The organism is Mesorhizobium sp. M6A.T.Cr.TU.017.01.1.1 (assembly GCF_004023115.1).
Classification (GTDB): Bacteria; Pseudomonadota; Alphaproteobacteria; order Rhizobiales; family Rhizobiaceae; genus Mesorhizobium; species Mesorhizobium mediterraneum.
This window is the reverse complement of record NZ_RZTA01000041.1, coordinates 13,347-29,969: the sequence shown is the minus strand read 5'-3', so window position 1 is coordinate 29,969 and position 16,623 is coordinate 13,347. Positions and strand designations below refer to the sequence as shown.

General features: G+C 62.9%; 16 protein-coding genes. 8 read left to right on the top strand and 8 right to left on the bottom strand.

What is annotated here, in order from left to right:
• Positions 1-41: 41 nt before the first annotated feature.
• The 3 genes from recO (at position 42) to EOB36_RS15525 (ending at position 4,135) form a co-directional block, all read left to right on the top strand.
• On the top strand, positions 42-818 hold the full coding sequence (gene recO / locus EOB36_RS15535) for a DNA repair protein RecO (protein ID WP_126107169.1): 777 nt from the start codon (positions 42-44) through the stop codon (positions 816-818).
• Positions 815-1,333: a PaaI family thioesterase gene (locus tag EOB36_RS15530; RefSeq protein WP_095483144.1), complete on the top strand. Its 519-nt coding sequence runs from the start codon at positions 815-817 to the stop codon at positions 1,331-1,333. The genes recO and EOB36_RS15530 overlap by 4 nt, the downstream gene beginning before the upstream one ends.
• Before the next feature lie 63 nt (positions 1,334-1,396).
• On the top strand, positions 1,397-4,135 hold the full coding sequence (locus EOB36_RS15525; protein WP_128285179.1) for a DUF2339 domain-containing protein: 2,739 nt from the start codon (positions 1,397-1,399) through the stop codon (positions 4,133-4,135).
• 3 nt (positions 4,136-4,138) lie between these two features.
• Here EOB36_RS15525 and EOB36_RS15520 read toward each other — a convergent pair whose 3' ends face one another.
• Together EOB36_RS15520 and EOB36_RS15515 are read right to left on the bottom strand one after the other, a co-directional pair.
• Positions 4,139-4,567: a type II toxin-antitoxin system VapC family toxin gene (locus tag EOB36_RS15520; protein WP_128285178.1), complete on the bottom strand. Its 429-nt coding sequence runs from the start codon at positions 4,565-4,567 to the stop codon at positions 4,139-4,141.
• Positions 4,557-4,811: a type II toxin-antitoxin system VapB family antitoxin gene (locus EOB36_RS15515; RefSeq protein WP_127295269.1), complete on the bottom strand. Its 255-nt coding sequence runs from the start codon at positions 4,809-4,811 to the stop codon at positions 4,557-4,559. The genes EOB36_RS15520 and EOB36_RS15515 overlap by 11 nt, the downstream gene beginning before the upstream one ends.
• 277 nt (positions 4,812-5,088) lie before the next feature.
• Here EOB36_RS15515 and EOB36_RS15510 point away from each other — a divergent pair, with 277 nt between their 5' ends.
• From EOB36_RS15510 to EOB36_RS15495, 4 genes are all read left to right on the top strand, one after another.
• Positions 5,089-5,607, top strand: coding sequence for an RNA polymerase sigma factor (locus EOB36_RS15510; protein WP_095483148.1), 519 nt, complete (start codon positions 5,089-5,091; stop codon positions 5,605-5,607).
• A complete protein-coding gene (locus EOB36_RS15505) occupies positions 5,604-6,395 on the top strand; it encodes an anti-sigma factor (RefSeq protein ID WP_127295267.1) in 792 nt (263 codons plus the stop codon). Before EOB36_RS15510 ends, EOB36_RS15505 begins: the two co-directional genes overlap by 4 nt.
• Before the next feature lie 227 nt (positions 6,396-6,622).
• Complete coding sequence (locus tag EOB36_RS15500) at positions 6,623-7,729, top strand: peptidase C39 family protein (protein ID WP_128285177.1); 1,107 nt, start codon at positions 6,623-6,625, stop codon at positions 7,727-7,729.
• On the top strand, positions 7,726-9,189 hold the full coding sequence (locus EOB36_RS15495) for a RimK family protein (protein WP_128285176.1): 1,464 nt from the start codon (positions 7,726-7,728) through the stop codon (positions 9,187-9,189). Before EOB36_RS15500 ends, EOB36_RS15495 begins: the two co-directional genes overlap by 4 nt.
• 336 nt (positions 9,190-9,525) lie before the next feature.
• Here EOB36_RS15495 and EOB36_RS15490 read toward each other — a convergent pair whose 3' ends face one another.
• The 3 genes from EOB36_RS15490 to EOB36_RS15480 all read right to left on the bottom strand — a co-directional run bounded on the left by EOB36_RS15490 (position 9,526) and on the right by EOB36_RS15480 (position 13,234).
• Positions 9,526-11,658: an EAL domain-containing protein gene (locus EOB36_RS15490; protein WP_095483290.1), complete on the bottom strand. Its 2,133-nt coding sequence runs from the start codon at positions 11,656-11,658 to the stop codon at positions 9,526-9,528.
• A 65-nt stretch (positions 11,659-11,723) separates the two neighbouring features.
• A complete protein-coding gene (locus EOB36_RS15485) occupies positions 11,724-12,356 on the bottom strand; it encodes an HD family hydrolase (protein ID WP_095483152.1) in 633 nt (210 codons plus the stop codon).
• The gene (locus EOB36_RS15480) at positions 12,356-13,234 is read right to left on the bottom strand and encodes a folate-binding protein YgfZ (RefSeq protein WP_126107164.1); all 879 of its coding nucleotides are present in this window, start codon (positions 13,232-13,234) and stop codon (positions 12,356-12,358) included. The genes EOB36_RS15485 and EOB36_RS15480 overlap by 1 nt, the downstream gene beginning before the upstream one ends.
• Before the next feature lie 82 nt (positions 13,235-13,316).
• Between EOB36_RS15480 and EOB36_RS15475 the strand changes: the two genes are divergently transcribed.
• Positions 13,317-14,648, top strand: coding sequence for a dihydroorotase (locus EOB36_RS15475; protein ID WP_095483154.1), 1,332 nt, complete (start codon positions 13,317-13,319; stop codon positions 14,646-14,648).
• Positions 14,649-14,679: 31 nt separating this feature from the next.
• Here the strand turns inward: EOB36_RS15475 and EOB36_RS15470 are convergent, their stop codons facing one another.
• The 3 genes from EOB36_RS15470 to EOB36_RS15460 form a co-directional block, all read right to left on the bottom strand.
• Positions 14,680-15,483 (bottom strand): hypothetical protein, encoded by an 804-nt coding sequence (locus tag EOB36_RS15470; protein WP_164547248.1) that lies wholly within the window; start codon positions 15,481-15,483, stop codon positions 14,680-14,682.
• A 149-nt stretch (positions 15,484-15,632) separates the two neighbouring features.
• Positions 15,633-15,890 carry a hypothetical protein gene (locus EOB36_RS15465; protein WP_077381793.1) on the bottom strand — a complete coding sequence of 86 codons (258 nt, stop codon included), beginning with the start codon at positions 15,888-15,890 and terminating at the stop codon, positions 15,633-15,635.
• Positions 15,891-16,222: 332 nt separating this feature from the next.
• Positions 16,223-16,600, bottom strand: a complete 378-nt coding sequence (locus tag EOB36_RS15460) for a TIGR02301 family protein (RefSeq protein ID WP_095483155.1) — start codon at positions 16,598-16,600, stop codon at positions 16,223-16,225.
• Between the last annotated feature and the right edge of the window lie 23 nt (positions 16,601-16,623).

Below are 16,623 nucleotides of genomic sequence, written 5' to 3'. Positions count from 1 at the left end.
TAATCTTGATTTCGCCACCGAAGCGGTGACAAGCTCCGTTCATGGAATGGCGCGACGAGGGAATCATTCTCGGCACCCGCAAGCATGGCGAAACCAGTGCCATTCTTGAGGTCATGACGCGTGCGCATGGCCGCCACCTCGGCCTCGTGCGCGGTGGCCGCTCGCGCAAGCAACAGCCCGTTCTGCAGCCCGGCAACCGTGTCGACCTTTTGTGGCGGGCGCGGCTTGACGAGCATCTCGGCACCTTCCAGGCCGAGGCCATCGAGATGAATGCCGCCCGTCTCATCGACAGCGCCGTCGCCATCTATGGGCTGCAGACCATGGCCGCGCATCTGCGCCTATTGCCCGAGCGCGACGCCCATGGCGGCCTCTACGAGACGCTGGCCGTGATGATCGCCCACCTCGACGATGCGGATGTCGCCGGCGAGCTGGTGGCGCGCTTCGAGCTGCTGGTTCTCGACGAGCTCGGTTTCGGCCTCGATCTCAGCCAGTGTGCCGCGACCGGCACCAGGCAGAACCTTGCCTATGTCTCGCCGAAATCCGGGCGTGCCGTGTCGCGCGCGGCAGGCGCGCCATGGCGCGATAAGATGCTGGTGCTCCCCGCCTTCCTGCAGCGCGGCTCCGGCCTGCGCGCCGATCCGGCGGCGATCGAGGACGCCTTCCGACTGACCGGCTTCTTTTTTACCCGCCATGTCTACGAGCCGCGCGGCATAGAGGCTCCCGGCGCCCGCGCCGGCTTCCTCGCCGCCTTGCGCAAGCACCACGCGCCCGGCAAGACCCTGATCGAAGAACCCGCCGCCGGAGAAATCACCAGATGAGCGAAGTGGAGCTCTATCCCGGCCGGGTCTCGCCGCTCGGCCTCGGCACCATTCCGCACGGCGACATTCTCGAGTATACCGGCCTGGAATTGCTCCAGCGCATCATCGACAACAAATACCCGGCGCCGCCGATTTCCTTCCAGCTCAGTTTCGACCTGACCGAAGTGTCGGAAGGACGTGCGGTGTTCCGCGGCATGCCGAACGAGCGCTATCTCAACCCGCTGGGTGGGGTGCATGGCGGCTGGGCCGCGACGCTGCTGGATTCGGCTCTTGCCTGTGCGGTGCAAACGCTGCTCGACAAGGGCGAGGCCTATACGACGGCGGAGTTCAAGGTGAACCTGACACGGCCGATCACGCCGAGGACCGGCGAAGTGGTGTGCGAGGGCAGGGTGGTGCACAAGGGCCGCACCCTAGCGGTCTCGGAAGCGACGCTGAAGGATGCCAACGGCAAGCTGCTGGCTTTCGGCACCGAAACATGCTCGATCTTTCCGGCCGCCAATCTGGCGGCGCGCTGACCCGGCCGGCCGTCTGGCCGCCGCATTTGTCAGTAATTACTGGCCTGGTTTGGGGGAACCGCCATGTTCGAAAGCCTGATCGGCCTAGTCGCGATCATCGCGCTGTTCGTCATTATCTCGCGCCAGCAGAGCCGCATCGGCCTGATCGAGCGCGAGCTTGGTGCGCTGCGCAGCCTCGTGCTTTCGGGCGCGCATGTGGCCCCGCCGCAGCCCAAGCCGGTAGAACAGGCCGCAAACGACAGCAAGCCAGCGGGCGCGGCAGTTGCGGCAGTGACCGAAATTGCCCCGCCATCGGCGGGCGAGGCTGAGGGAAAGCCGTCCACAGAGGTTGAAGCCGGCGAGACTGCATCCGGACCGTGGGCTGCGGGCGAAGCGGCGCCGGCTGGATCTGCACCTGCGCAACCGGCCGCAGCGACGGCGAAAGCGGCTCAAAAACCCGACATTGAAACGGCGCTCGGCACCCGCTGGGCAGTCTGGGTCGGCGGCATCGCGCTGGCGCTGGGTGGCTTGTTCCTGATCCGCTACACCATTGAGGCGGGTATCTTCGGTCCCGGCGTGCGGCTGAGCATGGCAGCAATGCTCGGGCTGGTGCTGGTTGCCGTCGGCGAGTTCATCCGCCGTACCGGCTTCAGGGTGCCGGTGCAGGGCGTCGCCGGCGCCTACATTCCGGCGATCCTGACGGCGGCCGGTGCTTTCATCCTGTTCGGCACGGTTTATGCCGCGCATGGCGTTTACGGCTTCATCGGGCCGGCGCTTGCTTTCACGCTACTCGGCGCCATCGGTGTGGCGACCATCGCAGCCGCCCTCATCCACGGCCAGGCGCTGGCCGGCATCGGCCTGCTCGGCGCAGTGGTGACGCCGATGTTGGTCGCTTCGCAGGCGCCCAATCCCTGGGCGCTGTTCGGCTATCTCGCGATCGTGCTCGCCGCCACCAGCGTCATCGCCCGCCTGCGCGACTGGAAATTGTTGATGGCGGCAGCGTTCGTCGGCACCGGCCTCTGGACCGTTCTCTACATGACCGATGCGCCGGGCGCCAACCTGCCTGTCATCCTCTTTATCAATGCGGTGACCCTGGCCGTGCTTGCCTTCGTCTGGCTCGGCCGTCGCGGTGGCGAAGCTGAACCCGCGGGGGGCTTCGACTGGCCGTCGATCGCACCGGGCTTCTTCGTCGGCCTTTCGGCAATGGCGCTGTTCGTTGATCCGGCATACGCTGCCAGCGATGCTCTGCCGGGAGCAGCCCTTATCACAGCCCTGGTCGCAGTGGCGCTCTATAGGCCGCTGGCGCTGGCGCTTCTGCATGCCGCAGGGCTGGCGACGGTGCTGGTCTATCTCGGCATCATTCCGCCAACCTCGATTGCTTCAGACCTTTCCGGCGGCCTGGGTATCGATGGTCTGACGGCGGCAATATCCGATACGCTGATGCTCAGGATCGGCATCGCACTCGGGCTTGTCTTCATCGGTGCCGGCTTCTGGGCGGCGCGCAGATTTGCAGCATCGGCTCACATCCGCGCCGCCTCATGGGCGGCATGGGGCGTTATCGCACCGCTGGTCATTTTGTTGGCGCTCTGGTTCACTTTCGGCAATCTCGACCGCGATCTAGCCTACGCGGCGGTAGCAGCCCTTCTGGTCGTGGTCTTCGCCGCCGGCGCAGAGTGGATCGCGCGGGGCGAGGAGCCGCCGCTGCAGGGCGCTGCGGCCGTCTCGTTCGCGCTTGGCGGGGCAGCAGTCGCCGCCTTGCTGATGGTCTACATGGCCTTTGGGTCCGGCTGGACCACCATCGTTCTGGGTGCTGCGGCCATCGTGCCGGCGCTGGCCACCCGCTGGCGCGCCTATCCGGTGCTTGGCTGGATTTCGGTTGGCGCTGTCATCGCGGTGCTCGGCCGTGTCGCCTTCGATCCGACAATCGTCGGCGCCGAATTCCTGTCGACGACGCCGGTGTTCAACTGGCTGCTGCCGGGATACGGCGTGCCGGCGCTCGCCTTCGGCTTTGCCGCCTGGCAACTCGCTCGCACCACCAATGGCCGCCCGCGCCTCGCCATGGAGGCGGGCGCTGCGCTGTTTGCGCTGCTCACCATTGCCATATTGGTGCGCCACGCCATGCATGACGGCGTCATCGGCACGGGTTCTGCGACGCTCGCCGAACAGGCGATCTACACGCTGATCGCCCTCGGCGCCGGCGCCATCCTGGTCGCCATCGACATGCGCTCGCCAAGCTCGGTGCTGCGCTATGGTTCGCTTGCCGCGGGCGTGGTCTCGTTCGCCTTCATCATCGTTCAGCATTTCCTGGCGCTGAACCCGCTGTTTACTGACGAATCGACCGGCCGGATCCCGGTGTTCAACCTGCTGTTCCTTGCCTATCTCTTACCGGCCATCGCCGCCGGGGGGCTCGCGCTCTATAGCAGAGACAAGCGGCCAAAATGGTACGCCGCGATGCTGGCGCTGGTGGCGGCACTGCTTGCCTTCGTCTATGCGACGCTGTCGGTGAGGCGGCTGTTCAAGGGCGAGTTCATCGGCCTGTGGAGCGGCCTCGGCCAGCTCGAGACCTACACCTATTCAGCCCTGTGGCTGATCATCGGCGTGGCGCTGCTCACCGCCGGTGTCGGGCTGAAGTCACAGGTGCTGCGCATCGCGTCGGCCGCGCTGATCTCGGTCGCCGTGCTGAAGGTCTTCCTCTTCGACATGTCGGAGCTGGAAGGCGTGCTGAGGGCGCTGTCCTTCATCGGCCTCGGCGCGGTGCTGATCGGCATCGGCCTGTTCTACCAGCGGCTGCTGACACGGGCGGCCAAATCCGAGCCCGGATAGTATTCAGGCCAGATCGGTTTGCAAAAAATCATTGCCCTTGTAGAGCAGGGGTACCCGGTAGGCCTTGGCACATGCATAGCTGAAGCAGTCGCCGAAGTTCAGCTTGGCGGGATGGCCGACATATCGACCGTAGTCGCGGGCGGCTTTGACTGCGAGTTCGCGAATGGCGGTATCCAGCGGAACTTCCACGGCCTTGAGTTCGGCCAGGAAGCCAATGACAATCGTTTGGCATTGATCGATCAAAGCAGGCGGTGTCGCGGCTTGATCGCCGCTTTCAGCTACAGATTTTCTGCGGGCTATCCCCAGGATCGCTTCAAACGCGGAACTCGGCGAGAAATAAAGCGTCTCGGCAGTTTCAATCCCTCTCAGCAGACGATCCGCATCTGCCTCTCTCAAAATCAGCGCAATAATGGCGGAAGCATCAAGAAACATCGGGTTCCCCCCAGGCCTCGTCCATGAATTTCTTCATATCGAAGGTGGGGTCATCGGGACCAAGTGCGCTCGCGGCATCCTGATATTTTTTGATACGCTCTCTCAGCGGAAGGACAGAGTTCGCTCGTTCAAGCTCGCGCTTGAGAGCGATCCGCACTGCTTCAGTCTTCGTGGGGGCCTTGATGGCGGACTGTAACTGACGAGCCAGGGCGTCGACCTCATTATCGCGGATGTACAGAGACATATCAATTTCCCCGAACGTATATTCCAAGTCGAATATACCAAATATATGACTTTGAATATACATCCTTTAGGATGCGTTTTCAACCTCAGGCTTCTCATTCATGGCGTGCGGCGCCTTGACAGGTTGGCCTAGCCCGGCCGGGAATAAACCGGTCCGCGCCAGCGTTATTGCATTGCTTGGGTGACCGGGGCGGCGGACCGCTTCGCGCCGGCCACTTGCGCCGCGCCGTGAAGGCGCGTTCAATCGGGATGAACAAGGCACCTCAGAACCAGCGGTCATGGACGCAAAGAAGGCAGCAATCCTTGGCGAAATACCGCGTCTGCGCCGTTATGCGCGCTCTCTGTTGCGCGACCGCGATTCCGCCGACGACCTGGTTCAGGACTGTCTCGAACGGGCGCTTGTGCGGCTCGACAATTGGCAGACTGGAGAAAGCCCCAGGAGGTGGCTGTTTACGATCATGCATCATTTGTTCATCGACCAGATGCGTAAGGTGAACCGGCGCGGCGAGGGAGCGATGCTGCCGCTGGAAGCGGGCGAGGCGCAGGCAGCGCCTGCCGAGCAGGTGGAGAGCATCGCGTCACGCGAGATTATCGACGCATTGCAGGCGATCAGCCCCGACCGGCGCGCAGCACTCGTCATGGTCGCCATCGAAGGCTTTTCCTATGCCGAGGCCGCCAACATCCTCGGCGTGCCGGCCGGCACGCTGATGTCGCGCATCGCGCGCGGCCGTGATGAGTTGCGCGGGCTGTTGGATGACGCCGCGCGTCGCCGGGCGATAAGGATCGTCGAGAAATGACCCGGCGCGATTTCTCCGAACGCGACATCCACATGGCCCTCGACGGCGAGTTGCCGGTTGACGAGCACGTGGCTTATGATGCTTGGCTCGATGCCAATCCCGAAATGAAGGCGAGGGGCGCCCGCTATGTCGCCGACCGCGCAGCGCTGCGCGCCGCCTTCGCCGGCGTGCTCGACGAGCCGGTGCCGGCGCGGTTGCAGAAGGTCGTGTTCGGTGAGGCGCCGGTCAAGGCGGCAGTATCGCGCTCGCGCTGGTGGCTTGCGGCCGCCGCAGCCGCGGTGCTGGCCATTGGCGGTGTTGGCGGTTACGTCGCAGGCATCGGCCATTTTGGTCTGGAAGACCCGGCCAAGGACCAACTCGCAGAGCAGGCGATCGCAGCCCATGTCATCTATGCCGCCGAAAAACGGCATGCGGTGGAAGTGCCCGCCAGCGACAAGGATCATCTGCAGACCTGGTTGTCCAATAGGGTCGGCCTGAAGCTGGTCGCACCGGATCTGGCGGCGGAAGGATTCCAGCTCGTCGGTGGCCGGCTGCTGCCTGCAGGCGAGAACAAGGCCGCGATGCTGCTTTATGAAGACGAGAAGGGCGAGCGCATCTCGCTGTTCGTCACGGCTGAATCGGCCGAGAAGGCCAAGGGCACTTATGGGTCGGAAGAAGGCGGCCCCGAGGCGATTTACTGGCTGGACAAGGGCTATGGCTGCGCCGTCGTCGGCTCGCTGCCGCGCGCGCAGATGACTGCGGTGGCGAAGAGCGCCTACAGCCAGCTTCTGGCCGGGCTGGCCAGCTGAACCGCGCCTGTTTTCCGAAGCTGACGCCACGGTCAAAACAGAGATCCTCTTCAAGCCTTTGCACTGATCTACAGGGCCACGTGCCCTCATGCGCCGGGCTGAAACTGTCACAATTCGGCCCGAATCGAGGTGCGATAGCGCTTGACGGATGCTGGCGCTTCGGCTGGTGTTATCAACGTTTCGACCAGGGCCTTCTCCACAACCCAATCGAGGTTTTCCGAGCCCGCATGCCTGCCGAGATTCGCACGGCCCGCGCGTCCGACGTCGATGACCTCGCCGTCATCGAGAAGGCTGTTTTTGCGACCGACCGCATTTCCCGCCGCTCCTTTCGCCAGTTGATCGAACGCGAAAGCGCCGAGCTGCTGGTCGCCGAAAACGACGGCCGCGTCGCCGGCTATGCGGTCGTGCTGTTCCGCAAAGGCAGCGGCGTCGCGCGGCTATATTCCATCGCCATCGGCCCTTTTTTCGGCGGGCTCGGCATTGGCCGCATGCTGTTGGCATCGGCGGAAGAGACCGCCTTCAAGCACGACCGCATGATGCTGCGCCTCGAGGTGCGCGAGGACAACGGCCGAGCCATCCGCATCTATGAGCAGAGCGGCTACCGCAAGATCGGCCGCGAACCGGGCTATTACGAGGACGGCGCCACGGCGCTGCGCTACGAAAAGACCTTGCGTGGCGACATTCCGGTCGCCACCAAGGTGCCGTTCTATCAGCAGACCTGCGAATTCACCTGCGGCCCATGCTGCCTGATGATGGCGATGGCCAATTTCGATCCCGGCTTCGTGCCCGATCCGGTCATGGAGATCCGCTTGTGGCGCGAGGCGACCACTGTTTTCATGATGTCGGGGCCGGGCGGCTGCGAGCCGTTCGGTCTCGCCGTTGCCGGTCACGAAAGCGGGCTCTCTGCCGAGATATATGTATCCTTCCATGGCGCGCTGTTCCTGCAGTCGGTGCGCAGCCAAGACAAGCGCCGGGTCATGGAACTGGCGCAGGTCGACTTTCGCCGGCGCGCGGAACGTTACGGCATCCCGGTGAATTACCGTCCATTCGCCATCGACGATATCCGCACCGCGATCGCAGAAGGAAAACTGGTGTTGGTCCTGATCAGCGGCTTCCTGATGTTCGGCAAGAAGGTTCCGCACTGGGTGCTGGCCATCGGCGACGACGGCGACCATATCCTGATCCACGATCCCTGGGTCGAGGACGAGAGACAGGAGACCATCCTTGATGCCGCCAACATTCCCGTGCCTTACGGCATCTTCATGAACATGGCGCAGTTCGGCCGCGACGGATTGCGTGCCGCCATCACCCTCGGAAAGCGCGACAGACAATGACCTGGGTCATCCTTACCGGCAGGCAGAACGATCTCGATCAGGTGGCGACACCGCACAAGATCATCACCAACCGCGATTATCTTGCGCATCCGGCGCTGTTTCGCGGCCAGCGGCCGAAGGTCATCAACCTGTCGAACAATTACGGCTACCAGAGCCGCGGCTACTATGCCTCGCTGCTCGCCGGCTCGCGCGGCCACAAGGTGATCCCGACGGTCGAGACGATGATCGACCTGTCCGAGCGCAAGCTCTACGAGCATGCGCTACCGGAGCTGGAGTTGGCGCTGAACAAATGCCGCAAGGATCTGGGCGGCGCCTTTCCGCAAAAAGTCTGCATCTTCTTCGGCATCGGCCCGTCGAAGATATGGGATCGCTTCGCCAAGCTTCTGTTCGACTGGTTCCGAGCGCCGGCGCTGGAAGTCCACATCACCGACAGCGCCGAATGGGCGTCGATCCGCAAGATCGGCTTCCATCCGCTGGCCAGGATGACCGAGGAGGAAGAAAAGCGCTTCCTTCAGTGCCTCGAGACCTACACCAACCGCGAATGGCGCGACACCAAGGGCCGCACGCCGGCGCGCTACACCTTCGCCACGCTGGTCGATCCGCATGAGGAACTGCCGCCGTCGGAGATTTCGTCGCTGCGCTATTGGGCCAGGATCGCCGAAAAGATGGGCGTCGAAATCGAGCCGATTACCAAGAAGGATCTGGCCAAGCTCGCCAATTACGACGCACTGTTCATCCGCGAGACCACCTCGATCTCCAACCATACCTACCGTTTCGCCCGCCGCGCCCAGCAGGAGGGTATGCCGGTCATCGACGATCCGCTGTCGATGATCCGCTGCACCAACAAGGTCTATCTCAACGAGTTGATGACCTACAACAAGGTGCCGGTGCCGCCGACGGTGATGATCGCCGGCACGTCCGACCTTGAGGTGGCGGCGCAGACGCTGGGTTTCCCGCTGGTGCTGAAGATCCCGGACTCGTCGTTTTCGCGCGGCGTCAAGAAATGCGCCACCTTCGAGGAGCTGAAGACGCTTGCCACCGAATGGCTGGAGGATTCTGACCTTCTGATCGCACAGAAATTCATTCCGACTGAATATGACTGGCGCGTCGGCGTGCTCGGCGGCCAGCCGCTGTTTGCCGTGCACTATCTGATGGCCAAGAAGCACTGGCAGATTGTCAACCACAAGGCCAATGGCAAGCCCGACCAAGGCGGCATCAAGACCTTCACTCTGAAGGAAGCGCCGGCCCATGTCGTGGAGACGGCGGTGAAGGCGGCGCGCTGCATTGGCGATGGCCTCTACGGCGTCGACCTCAAGGAGACCAAAGACGGTGTCTTCGTCATCGAGGTCAATGACAATCCCAACCTTGACCATGGCTGGGAGGATTCCGGCGAAAAAGATGAGGTCTGGGTGCGGCTGACGCAGTGGTTCCTGGAGCGACTCGACCGGCCGGGGCGGTAGACTTACCGCTCGCACCGTTCACGGGCGCAAATGAGGGGGGCGGTTTGTTCAGATATATTTACCTGATAGTTTGGTCGACTGTCCTGATGCTATATGTTAGGATAGTGATTTCGGATGTTATTTTCTATTCGCGCATAGGTTGGGATTTTGGTCGGGATAACCCGCTTAAGGAAAGTAACGAATTTTATTGGGGAGAAGGAAAAGATCCATTTCACAGAATTGGAAATAAAACTAGAGTTTTGGTATTTCACCCGTTAATAACTGCGTTCCTTTCGACTGTGCTCTACGTGCTAATTTTTCTATTTTAGATTACAATTTACGTCCGGCCTGTCGCACTCAGCCTGATTGCCTGATCCCTGCGCGCGACTCCAGCAAGCGAGCGATATCCGCCGCCTTCGACGGTATGCCTATCAGGTAACCTTGGGCCTCGACGCAGCCTTCCTTTCTCAGGAACTCAAGTTGCGCTTCGGTTTCGACGCCTTCGGCGGTGACGGTCGTTCCAAGCTGCGCACCGAGCCCGATGACCGTGCGCACAATCGCGGCCGTGTCGCGGTTGTCGATGTCGCGGATAAAGGAGCGGTCGATCTTGATCTTGTCGACCGGGAAGCGGCGGAGATAGCCGAGCGACGAATACCCGATGCCGAAATCGTCCAGCGCGATACGGACGCCGAGATCGCGCAACTGCCTGAGCGTCTTGAGCACTGTATCGCTCTCGTCCATCAGCACTGTTTCGGTGATTTCCAGTTCAAGCCGATTGGCCGGCACGCCGGAAAATGCCAGCGCGGAGATGACGCTGCGGGCAAAGGTGCCGCTTTTGATCTGCACAGCCGAGACATTGACCGCGATACGCAGCCCATGCGGCCAGCCCGCCGCAACCGTGCAGGCTTTCCTCAGCGCCCATTCTCCCAGCGGCACGATCAGCCCAATCTCTTCGGCGACCGGAATGAAGTCGTCTGGCGGCACCAAGCCGCGTGCCGGCGAGTGCCACCGCATCAGGGCTTCGGCGCCGACGATTTCGCCGGAGGCGATGTTCATGATGGGTTGGAAATCGAGCTCGAATTCCCGCCGTCGCAGCGCTGCCTCCAGATCGGTTTCGAGCGCGCGTCGTGCCCGCACCATCGCATCCATGCCGGGCTCGAAGAAACGATAGACGTTGCGTCCTTCGCTCTTCGCCCTGTAGAGGGCCATGTCGGCGTTTTTCAGCAGCGTGTCCGCATCCCTGCCGTCATCGGGGGAAAGGGCGATGCCCACGCTGATGCCGACATGCATGTCGCGGCTTTTGTCGCGAAAGGGTTTTCCGATGATGTCGACGATGCGTTTTGCCAGTTTTTCCGCATCGCCAGCACCTTTGGGATTGAACTGGATGATGACGAACTCGTCGCCTCCGAAACGAGCGACCACATCCGTTTCGTTGCGTAGGCAACGTTGCAGCCGCTCGGCCACGCATTTCAGCAGCCAGTCGCCCGCCGGGTGCCCCCAGGTGTCGTTGACGGCCTTGAAGCGGTCGAGGTCCAGAGAGAATATCGCCAGGTCCGTGGCCTCGCCCAAGGCCTGGTCGAGCCGTTCGCGGAACATCGAGCGATTGGGCAGGTTGGTCAGAGTGTCGTGATGCGCAAGGTGGGTCATGCGCTCTTCGACGCGCCTGCGCTCGGTGACGTCGTCGAACGTTGCGACCCAGCCGCCGCCACTCATCGGCTGCCGTACCACCAAAAGGGTCCTGCCATCGGCAAGATGGCGGTAGGTCGACCGCATTTCCCCGGCTTGAAGGCAGGCTGCGGTTTTCGAGATTTCGCCGTCGATATCGATTTCTGCATAGATACCCAGGCGGGCGAGCTGCTCGAGCGCGTCGCGGTGGCTCATGCCAAGCGGAAAATCGGCCGGCGTCACGTGGTAGAGTTCCAGGAAACGTTCGTTGCGGACGATCAGCCTGCCGTCGGCATCATACATCAAAAGGCCTTGCGACATGTTGGCCAGTGCTGCGTCGAAGCGGCGGTGCTGCTCCTTCAGCTCCTGCTCGGCACGCCGTTGCTCGGTAATGTCCTCATAGATCGACACCCAGCCACCCGAAGCCAGCGGCCGGTGCGAGATGTTGATAATGCGGCCATCCGACAGCGTTTCTTCGTAGGTCGAGGGTTTCGCCCGGTCGATGTAGGGCTTGCGGATGGCGTAGAGTTCTTCGGCGCTGTGCGAGGCGACACCGATGTCGACGCTGTGCTGAAGGATGTCGAAAAACCGGATGCCGGGCTGCACGATCTCGGCGTTGAGGCAGAAGATGCTGATATAATTGCCGTTGCAGATGATCATGCGCTCGTCGGCATCGAACATGCACAAGCCATGCGACATGTTCTCGACGGCGGCCGAAAAACGATCATTCTGCTTACGCAGTTCGTCCTCTATCCGCGGCAGGCCTACGCCTTCGGCCCTCCGTCCGCGGACGGGCGAACCAGCCTTGACATGAGCGACGGACATGAGGCGTGCCTGCAGACCGTGATCGAACAAGGCACTGTTATCCCTTCCGGTTAATTTACCGTTTTTCAGTCGGCGGGCTGCACCGTTTGGCGCCGTGATTTCTCGATGGTCGCATACCGTTTGAGGAACGCGTCTTGCGCCCAGGTCACCGAACGCGGGGTGAAATCGAAGCGGTCGGCATTGAACCCGCGCGGCCGGCCGAAGAATTCGGTCGCCTCGGCGGTCGAAAAGCCGGCAAGCATTGTCGCCTCGAAATAGGCGGCGATCTGGTCGGCGCGCTTGATCTCCTTGCGCAGCTCTGCATCTGGTTCGACCGGCAGCGAAAAGCGCAGGTGGATGGCGCGCTGCAGCCTCAGTTCGCACTCCTTGTAGCTGCCGCCCATCACCGATTTGAACGGTGAGATCATGTCGCCGATGACATATTCCGGCGCGTCGTGCAGCAAAGCCGCCAGCCGCGCATCGGGCGGAGCGTCCGGCACCAGCTCGCTGAAAAGCGCCTCGACCAGCAGCGAATGCTGGGCGACGGAAAAGGCGTGGTCGCCGCTGGTCTGGCCGTTCCAGCGGGCGACGCGCGCAAGCCCATGGGCGATGTCCGAAATCTCGATGTCGAGCGGCGAGGGGTCGAGCAGATCGAGCCGCCGGCCCGACAGCATGCGCTGCCAGGCGCGCGGCGGCGCGCCGGGACGATCGGCCGCCATCAGGCCCCCTCCGTGCCGACGGGTTCCTGCGGGCCAGCAGTTTCCGGCGGAAAAGTGAACTTCGCCCAGGCGGGGATGGTGAGCGACACAGGGACATCATCCGCCATGATCGGCTGGCCGGCGTCGAGCGCTGCCTTGACGCGGTCGATACGGGCTACGGCGAGGCCTGTCTTGCCGGCGGTGGTGCCAAGCGTGCCGACCGGTCGCCCGGCAACGGTCAGTTCGGTGCCAGGAGCGGGCAGGGGCCGTTCTGCCCTGGCGATCAGCACCCGCCGTCTGGCAGTGCCGCGATGCTGCATGCGCGAGACCACCTCCTGGCCGACATAGCAGCCCTTCCTGAAGCCGACGCCGCCGGTCTCGTCGAGCAGCACATCGTGCGGGAAGGCATCGCCGAGCTGGTAGTCGCTGCCGCTCTCGGCGATGCCATGGGTAATACGCAAGCCCTGCCATGCGGCGAGGTCGCCGTCGTCTGCACCGCTCCCATAGAAGCGGCTGACGGCCACATCGCTGAAGCGCGCATCGGCAACCCTGGTTGAATCAAATTGTAAAGCGGTTGAATCAATGCCCCAGGCAACAGCGACAAGCCCTTGGTCGGCCTTGGCAATTTCGACCTTGGCGCGCAATTTGTAGAGCATCAGCCGGCGCACAAAATCGTCGGCGACATCGGCGCGACATTCGAGGTGGAAGGCATTGTCGCCGGCGCGCGAGATCAGGAAATCGAACAGGATCTTACCTTGCGGCGTCAAAAGCGCGCCTGGCTTTGCCTGGCCGGAAGCAAGCGTATCGAGATCGGTGGTGAGGATGTTCTGCAAAAAATGCTCGGCATCCGGGCCTGACACCGAAATGAGCGCACGGTCTCTAAGCAGGGAAAAGGGCATGGGCTGGAAAAAACCTGATCTTGCAAAACGGTCGGCCTTTACGTAAGCCGGCGACACTCCCCCCGCAAGAGACCGGATCGGCATGGCCACGACCTACGACCTCATCCTGACAGGCGGTATCGTGGTCAACCACGATGGCGAGGGTCGGCGCGACATCGGCATCAACGGCGGGCGCATCGCGGCAATGGGCAATCTCGGCCAGGCGTCGGCAGGCGAGACCATCGACTGCCGCGGCCTGCACGTCCTGCCGGGCGTCATCGACAGCCAGGTACATTTTCGCGAACCGGGGCTGGAGCACAAGGAGGACCTGGAGAGCGGCTCGCGCGCGGCGGTGCTCGGCGGCGTCACTGCTGTGTTCGAGATGCCCAACACCAACCCGCTGACCACCAGCGAGGCAGCCCTTGCCGACAAGGTGCGGCGCGCCACCGGCCGCATGCATTGCGACTTTGCCTTCTGGGTCGGCGGCACCCGCGAGAATGCGAGGGATGCCGGCGAGCTCGAGCGGCTGCCGGGCGCGGCCGGGATAAAAGTTTTCATGGGCTCGTCCACGGGCGACCTCTTGGTCGAGGACGATGAGGGCGTCGCCTCGATCCTGAGGAACACGCGCCGTCGCGCCGCTTTCCATTCCGAGGACGAATTCCGGCTGCGCGAGCGGCTTGGCGAGCGCATCGAGGGCGATCCGTCCTCGCATCCGGTGTGGCGCGACGAGATCGCGGCTCTGCGCTGCACCGAGCGCCTGGTGCGCATCGCGCGACAGGCCCGCGCCCGCATCCATGTGCTGCATATCTCGACCACGGAGGAGATTGCCTTCCTCGAACAGCATAAGGATGTCGCGACCTGCGAGGCGACGCCGCATCATCTGACGCTGAGCGCGGATGATTACGCTCGGCTTGGCACGCTGATCCAGATGAACCCACCGGTACGGGCAGTGCGCCACCGCGACGGCATCTGGCACGGCGTTGCGCAAGGTATCGTCGATGTGCTGGGTTCCGACCACGCCCCGCACACGCTGGCCGAGAAGGCAAAACCCTATCCGGCCTCGCCGTCGGGCATGACTGGCGTGCAGACACTAGTGCCGATCATGCTGGATCACGTCAATGCCGGCCGGCTGACGTTGCAACGTTTCGTCGACCTCTCCAGCCACGGTCCGCAGCGCATCTTCGGCATGGCCAGGAAAGGCCGCATCGCCGCCGGCTATGACGCCGATTTCACGATTGTCGATCTGAAGCGCCGCGAAACCATCACCAATGCCCAGGCCGGCTCCAAGGCCGGCTGGACGCCTTATGACGGAAGGAAAGTGACTGGCTGGCCGGTCGGCACAGTCGTGCGCGGCCGGCGCGTGATGTGGGAAGGCGAGATCGTCACCCCCAGCCAGGGCAGAGCGGTGGAGTTTTCGGAGGCGCTGGCGGTCTAGGCGGGCTTGTGGGCAGGGAGGGTGATGCCGCTCAATCCCCTGCGACGAAGAACGTCCACTGTCCGGCGGGCGTGATGCCGACGCGGTAGAAGATGTAGGCGCCGAACTGCTTCATGCTGTCATAGTCGCCAGCGGTGACGATCTTGAAAAGCTCGACCCGCTGCCTGGCGTCGAGCTTGTCCAGCGGCAGCGCGAAGAAATATGGCCAGACATAGAGCTCCTGCGGCGTGCCGGCATCGACATGGACATAGCCGGCATTGAGCACCTCTTCCAGGATGGCGAGGATCTCTTGGCCTTCCGCGTCGCCCGAAAGACCTTTCAGGAAGGTGATCGGGTCGCCTTCGATCTCGCTCAGCGACAATTGAGTCATCGTGTCGCCCTTGCCGATCAGTGGCCGGAGCCTTTCGATGTCGCCGCTCTTGCAGGCCTCGACGATCAGATCGTGCATGCGCCTGACCGGCTCCGGCAGCTTGCCGAGATCATAGACGACCTCGGGCAAGGGTTCATCCGGATCGGCATGCGGATTGGCCATGCCACCATCGTTCGTTGGTCCCTCTGGTTCGACCTGTTCCGGCTCGTCGGGCTGCGTCGGCTGGCTGGCCGCGGGCGGCGGCGTGCCGAGCGGGTCGGGCATCGGCACCGTCGTTCCGGGCGGCGATATGTCGTCATCGGCGGGCGGCGCGACCGGCGAAGGAAGGTCCTCGCGCTTGATTTCACTCAGCGTATAGGCGGGGCTGCTTGCGAGGCAAAGCGTGAGCGGAGCCGCGGCGCAAAAAGCAGCGAGCCGGATGCTGAGGGCCAAGCCACGCGGCTGGCCTGACATCGAAAAATTCACCGCCTGCCTCTCCATGATTCCCGGGCCCTTAGAGGAGCCCCAGGCCCTTACAGGTGCCACAGGCCCCTTACAGGTGCCCCGGCCCTTACAGGTGCCCCGGGGCAATGATGCCCAAGCGGCACGTCCTCGTCAAAGAGCCTGATGCCGGTTCAGTGCCGCAGCCGTCCTGGTTCGAAGGCCCCGGCTATCACCTTTTCTCGCATGCGGTCGAGCAGGGCAAGGGCTGAGGTCTCGCCATTGGCGCGCAGCATTTCGCCGAAGGCGGTTTCGAGGGCCGCCTCGGCGATGATTTCCGGCTCGATTCCGGCCGAAAGCCCTTCCGCCCAGGCCTCGCTGTGGCTTTCCACTGCGGTCAGGCGCTTTTCTTCCCTGACCAGCGCGTCGATGTCGTTGACGCCATGTTCCATTGCGATGTCCACCCCTTTTCAAGCGGCGATCCGACAGATGCGGATCAGGCTTGGGCTGTCCTTTTTTACACGCAGGTTAAGTAAGTACTTGTAAATACGACATTTCTAGGGTCGCTTCCGACAAGTCTCGTCGCGTTTTGTAAACCTGCGCTCGATCCGATTCAAAACTTAGCCGATTAGGCCGGCGAGCGGGACGAAAACCTTCAGTTTGAGTTAATTCCACATCCGCGCGGTAACGTTTCGTTAATACCGTTGCAGAAGTGCAACACAAGGATTGCACTAAGATGCCACCGGACACAAGCAGGCCGGACACAAGCAGGCAGGTGTCAAGGTCAGTTGCCGTAGCGCGAGGCGATGTCGCGCGACAGCGTCTCGCCTTCCTTCATGTAGCGGCTGATGGCTTCGGTCGCCGAGGCGGTGCACTGCGTGTAGGTGCTGCCGAACGAGCGGTAGCCGCGGTTGAAGCTGGCGATGAAGCGGGCGCGCCGCTCTGGGTCCGGGTTTTCCGAAGCAATCAGCTTCTCCATCTCGACCCGCCACTGGTCGCCCTTCTCGCCGCATAGATTACGCAGAAAATGCAGCGACCCCAAAACCTCCGCCAGCCGCATCAGCCCCGGCTCGAATGGCGACTCGGCGGCCAGAGCCGGCTGCGGCCCGATCGCCGTGCTGGCGGCGAGGCAAGCTGCAAGGAAAAACGAGGCGCGGATCATAAGTCCTTGTGGCGAAACATACT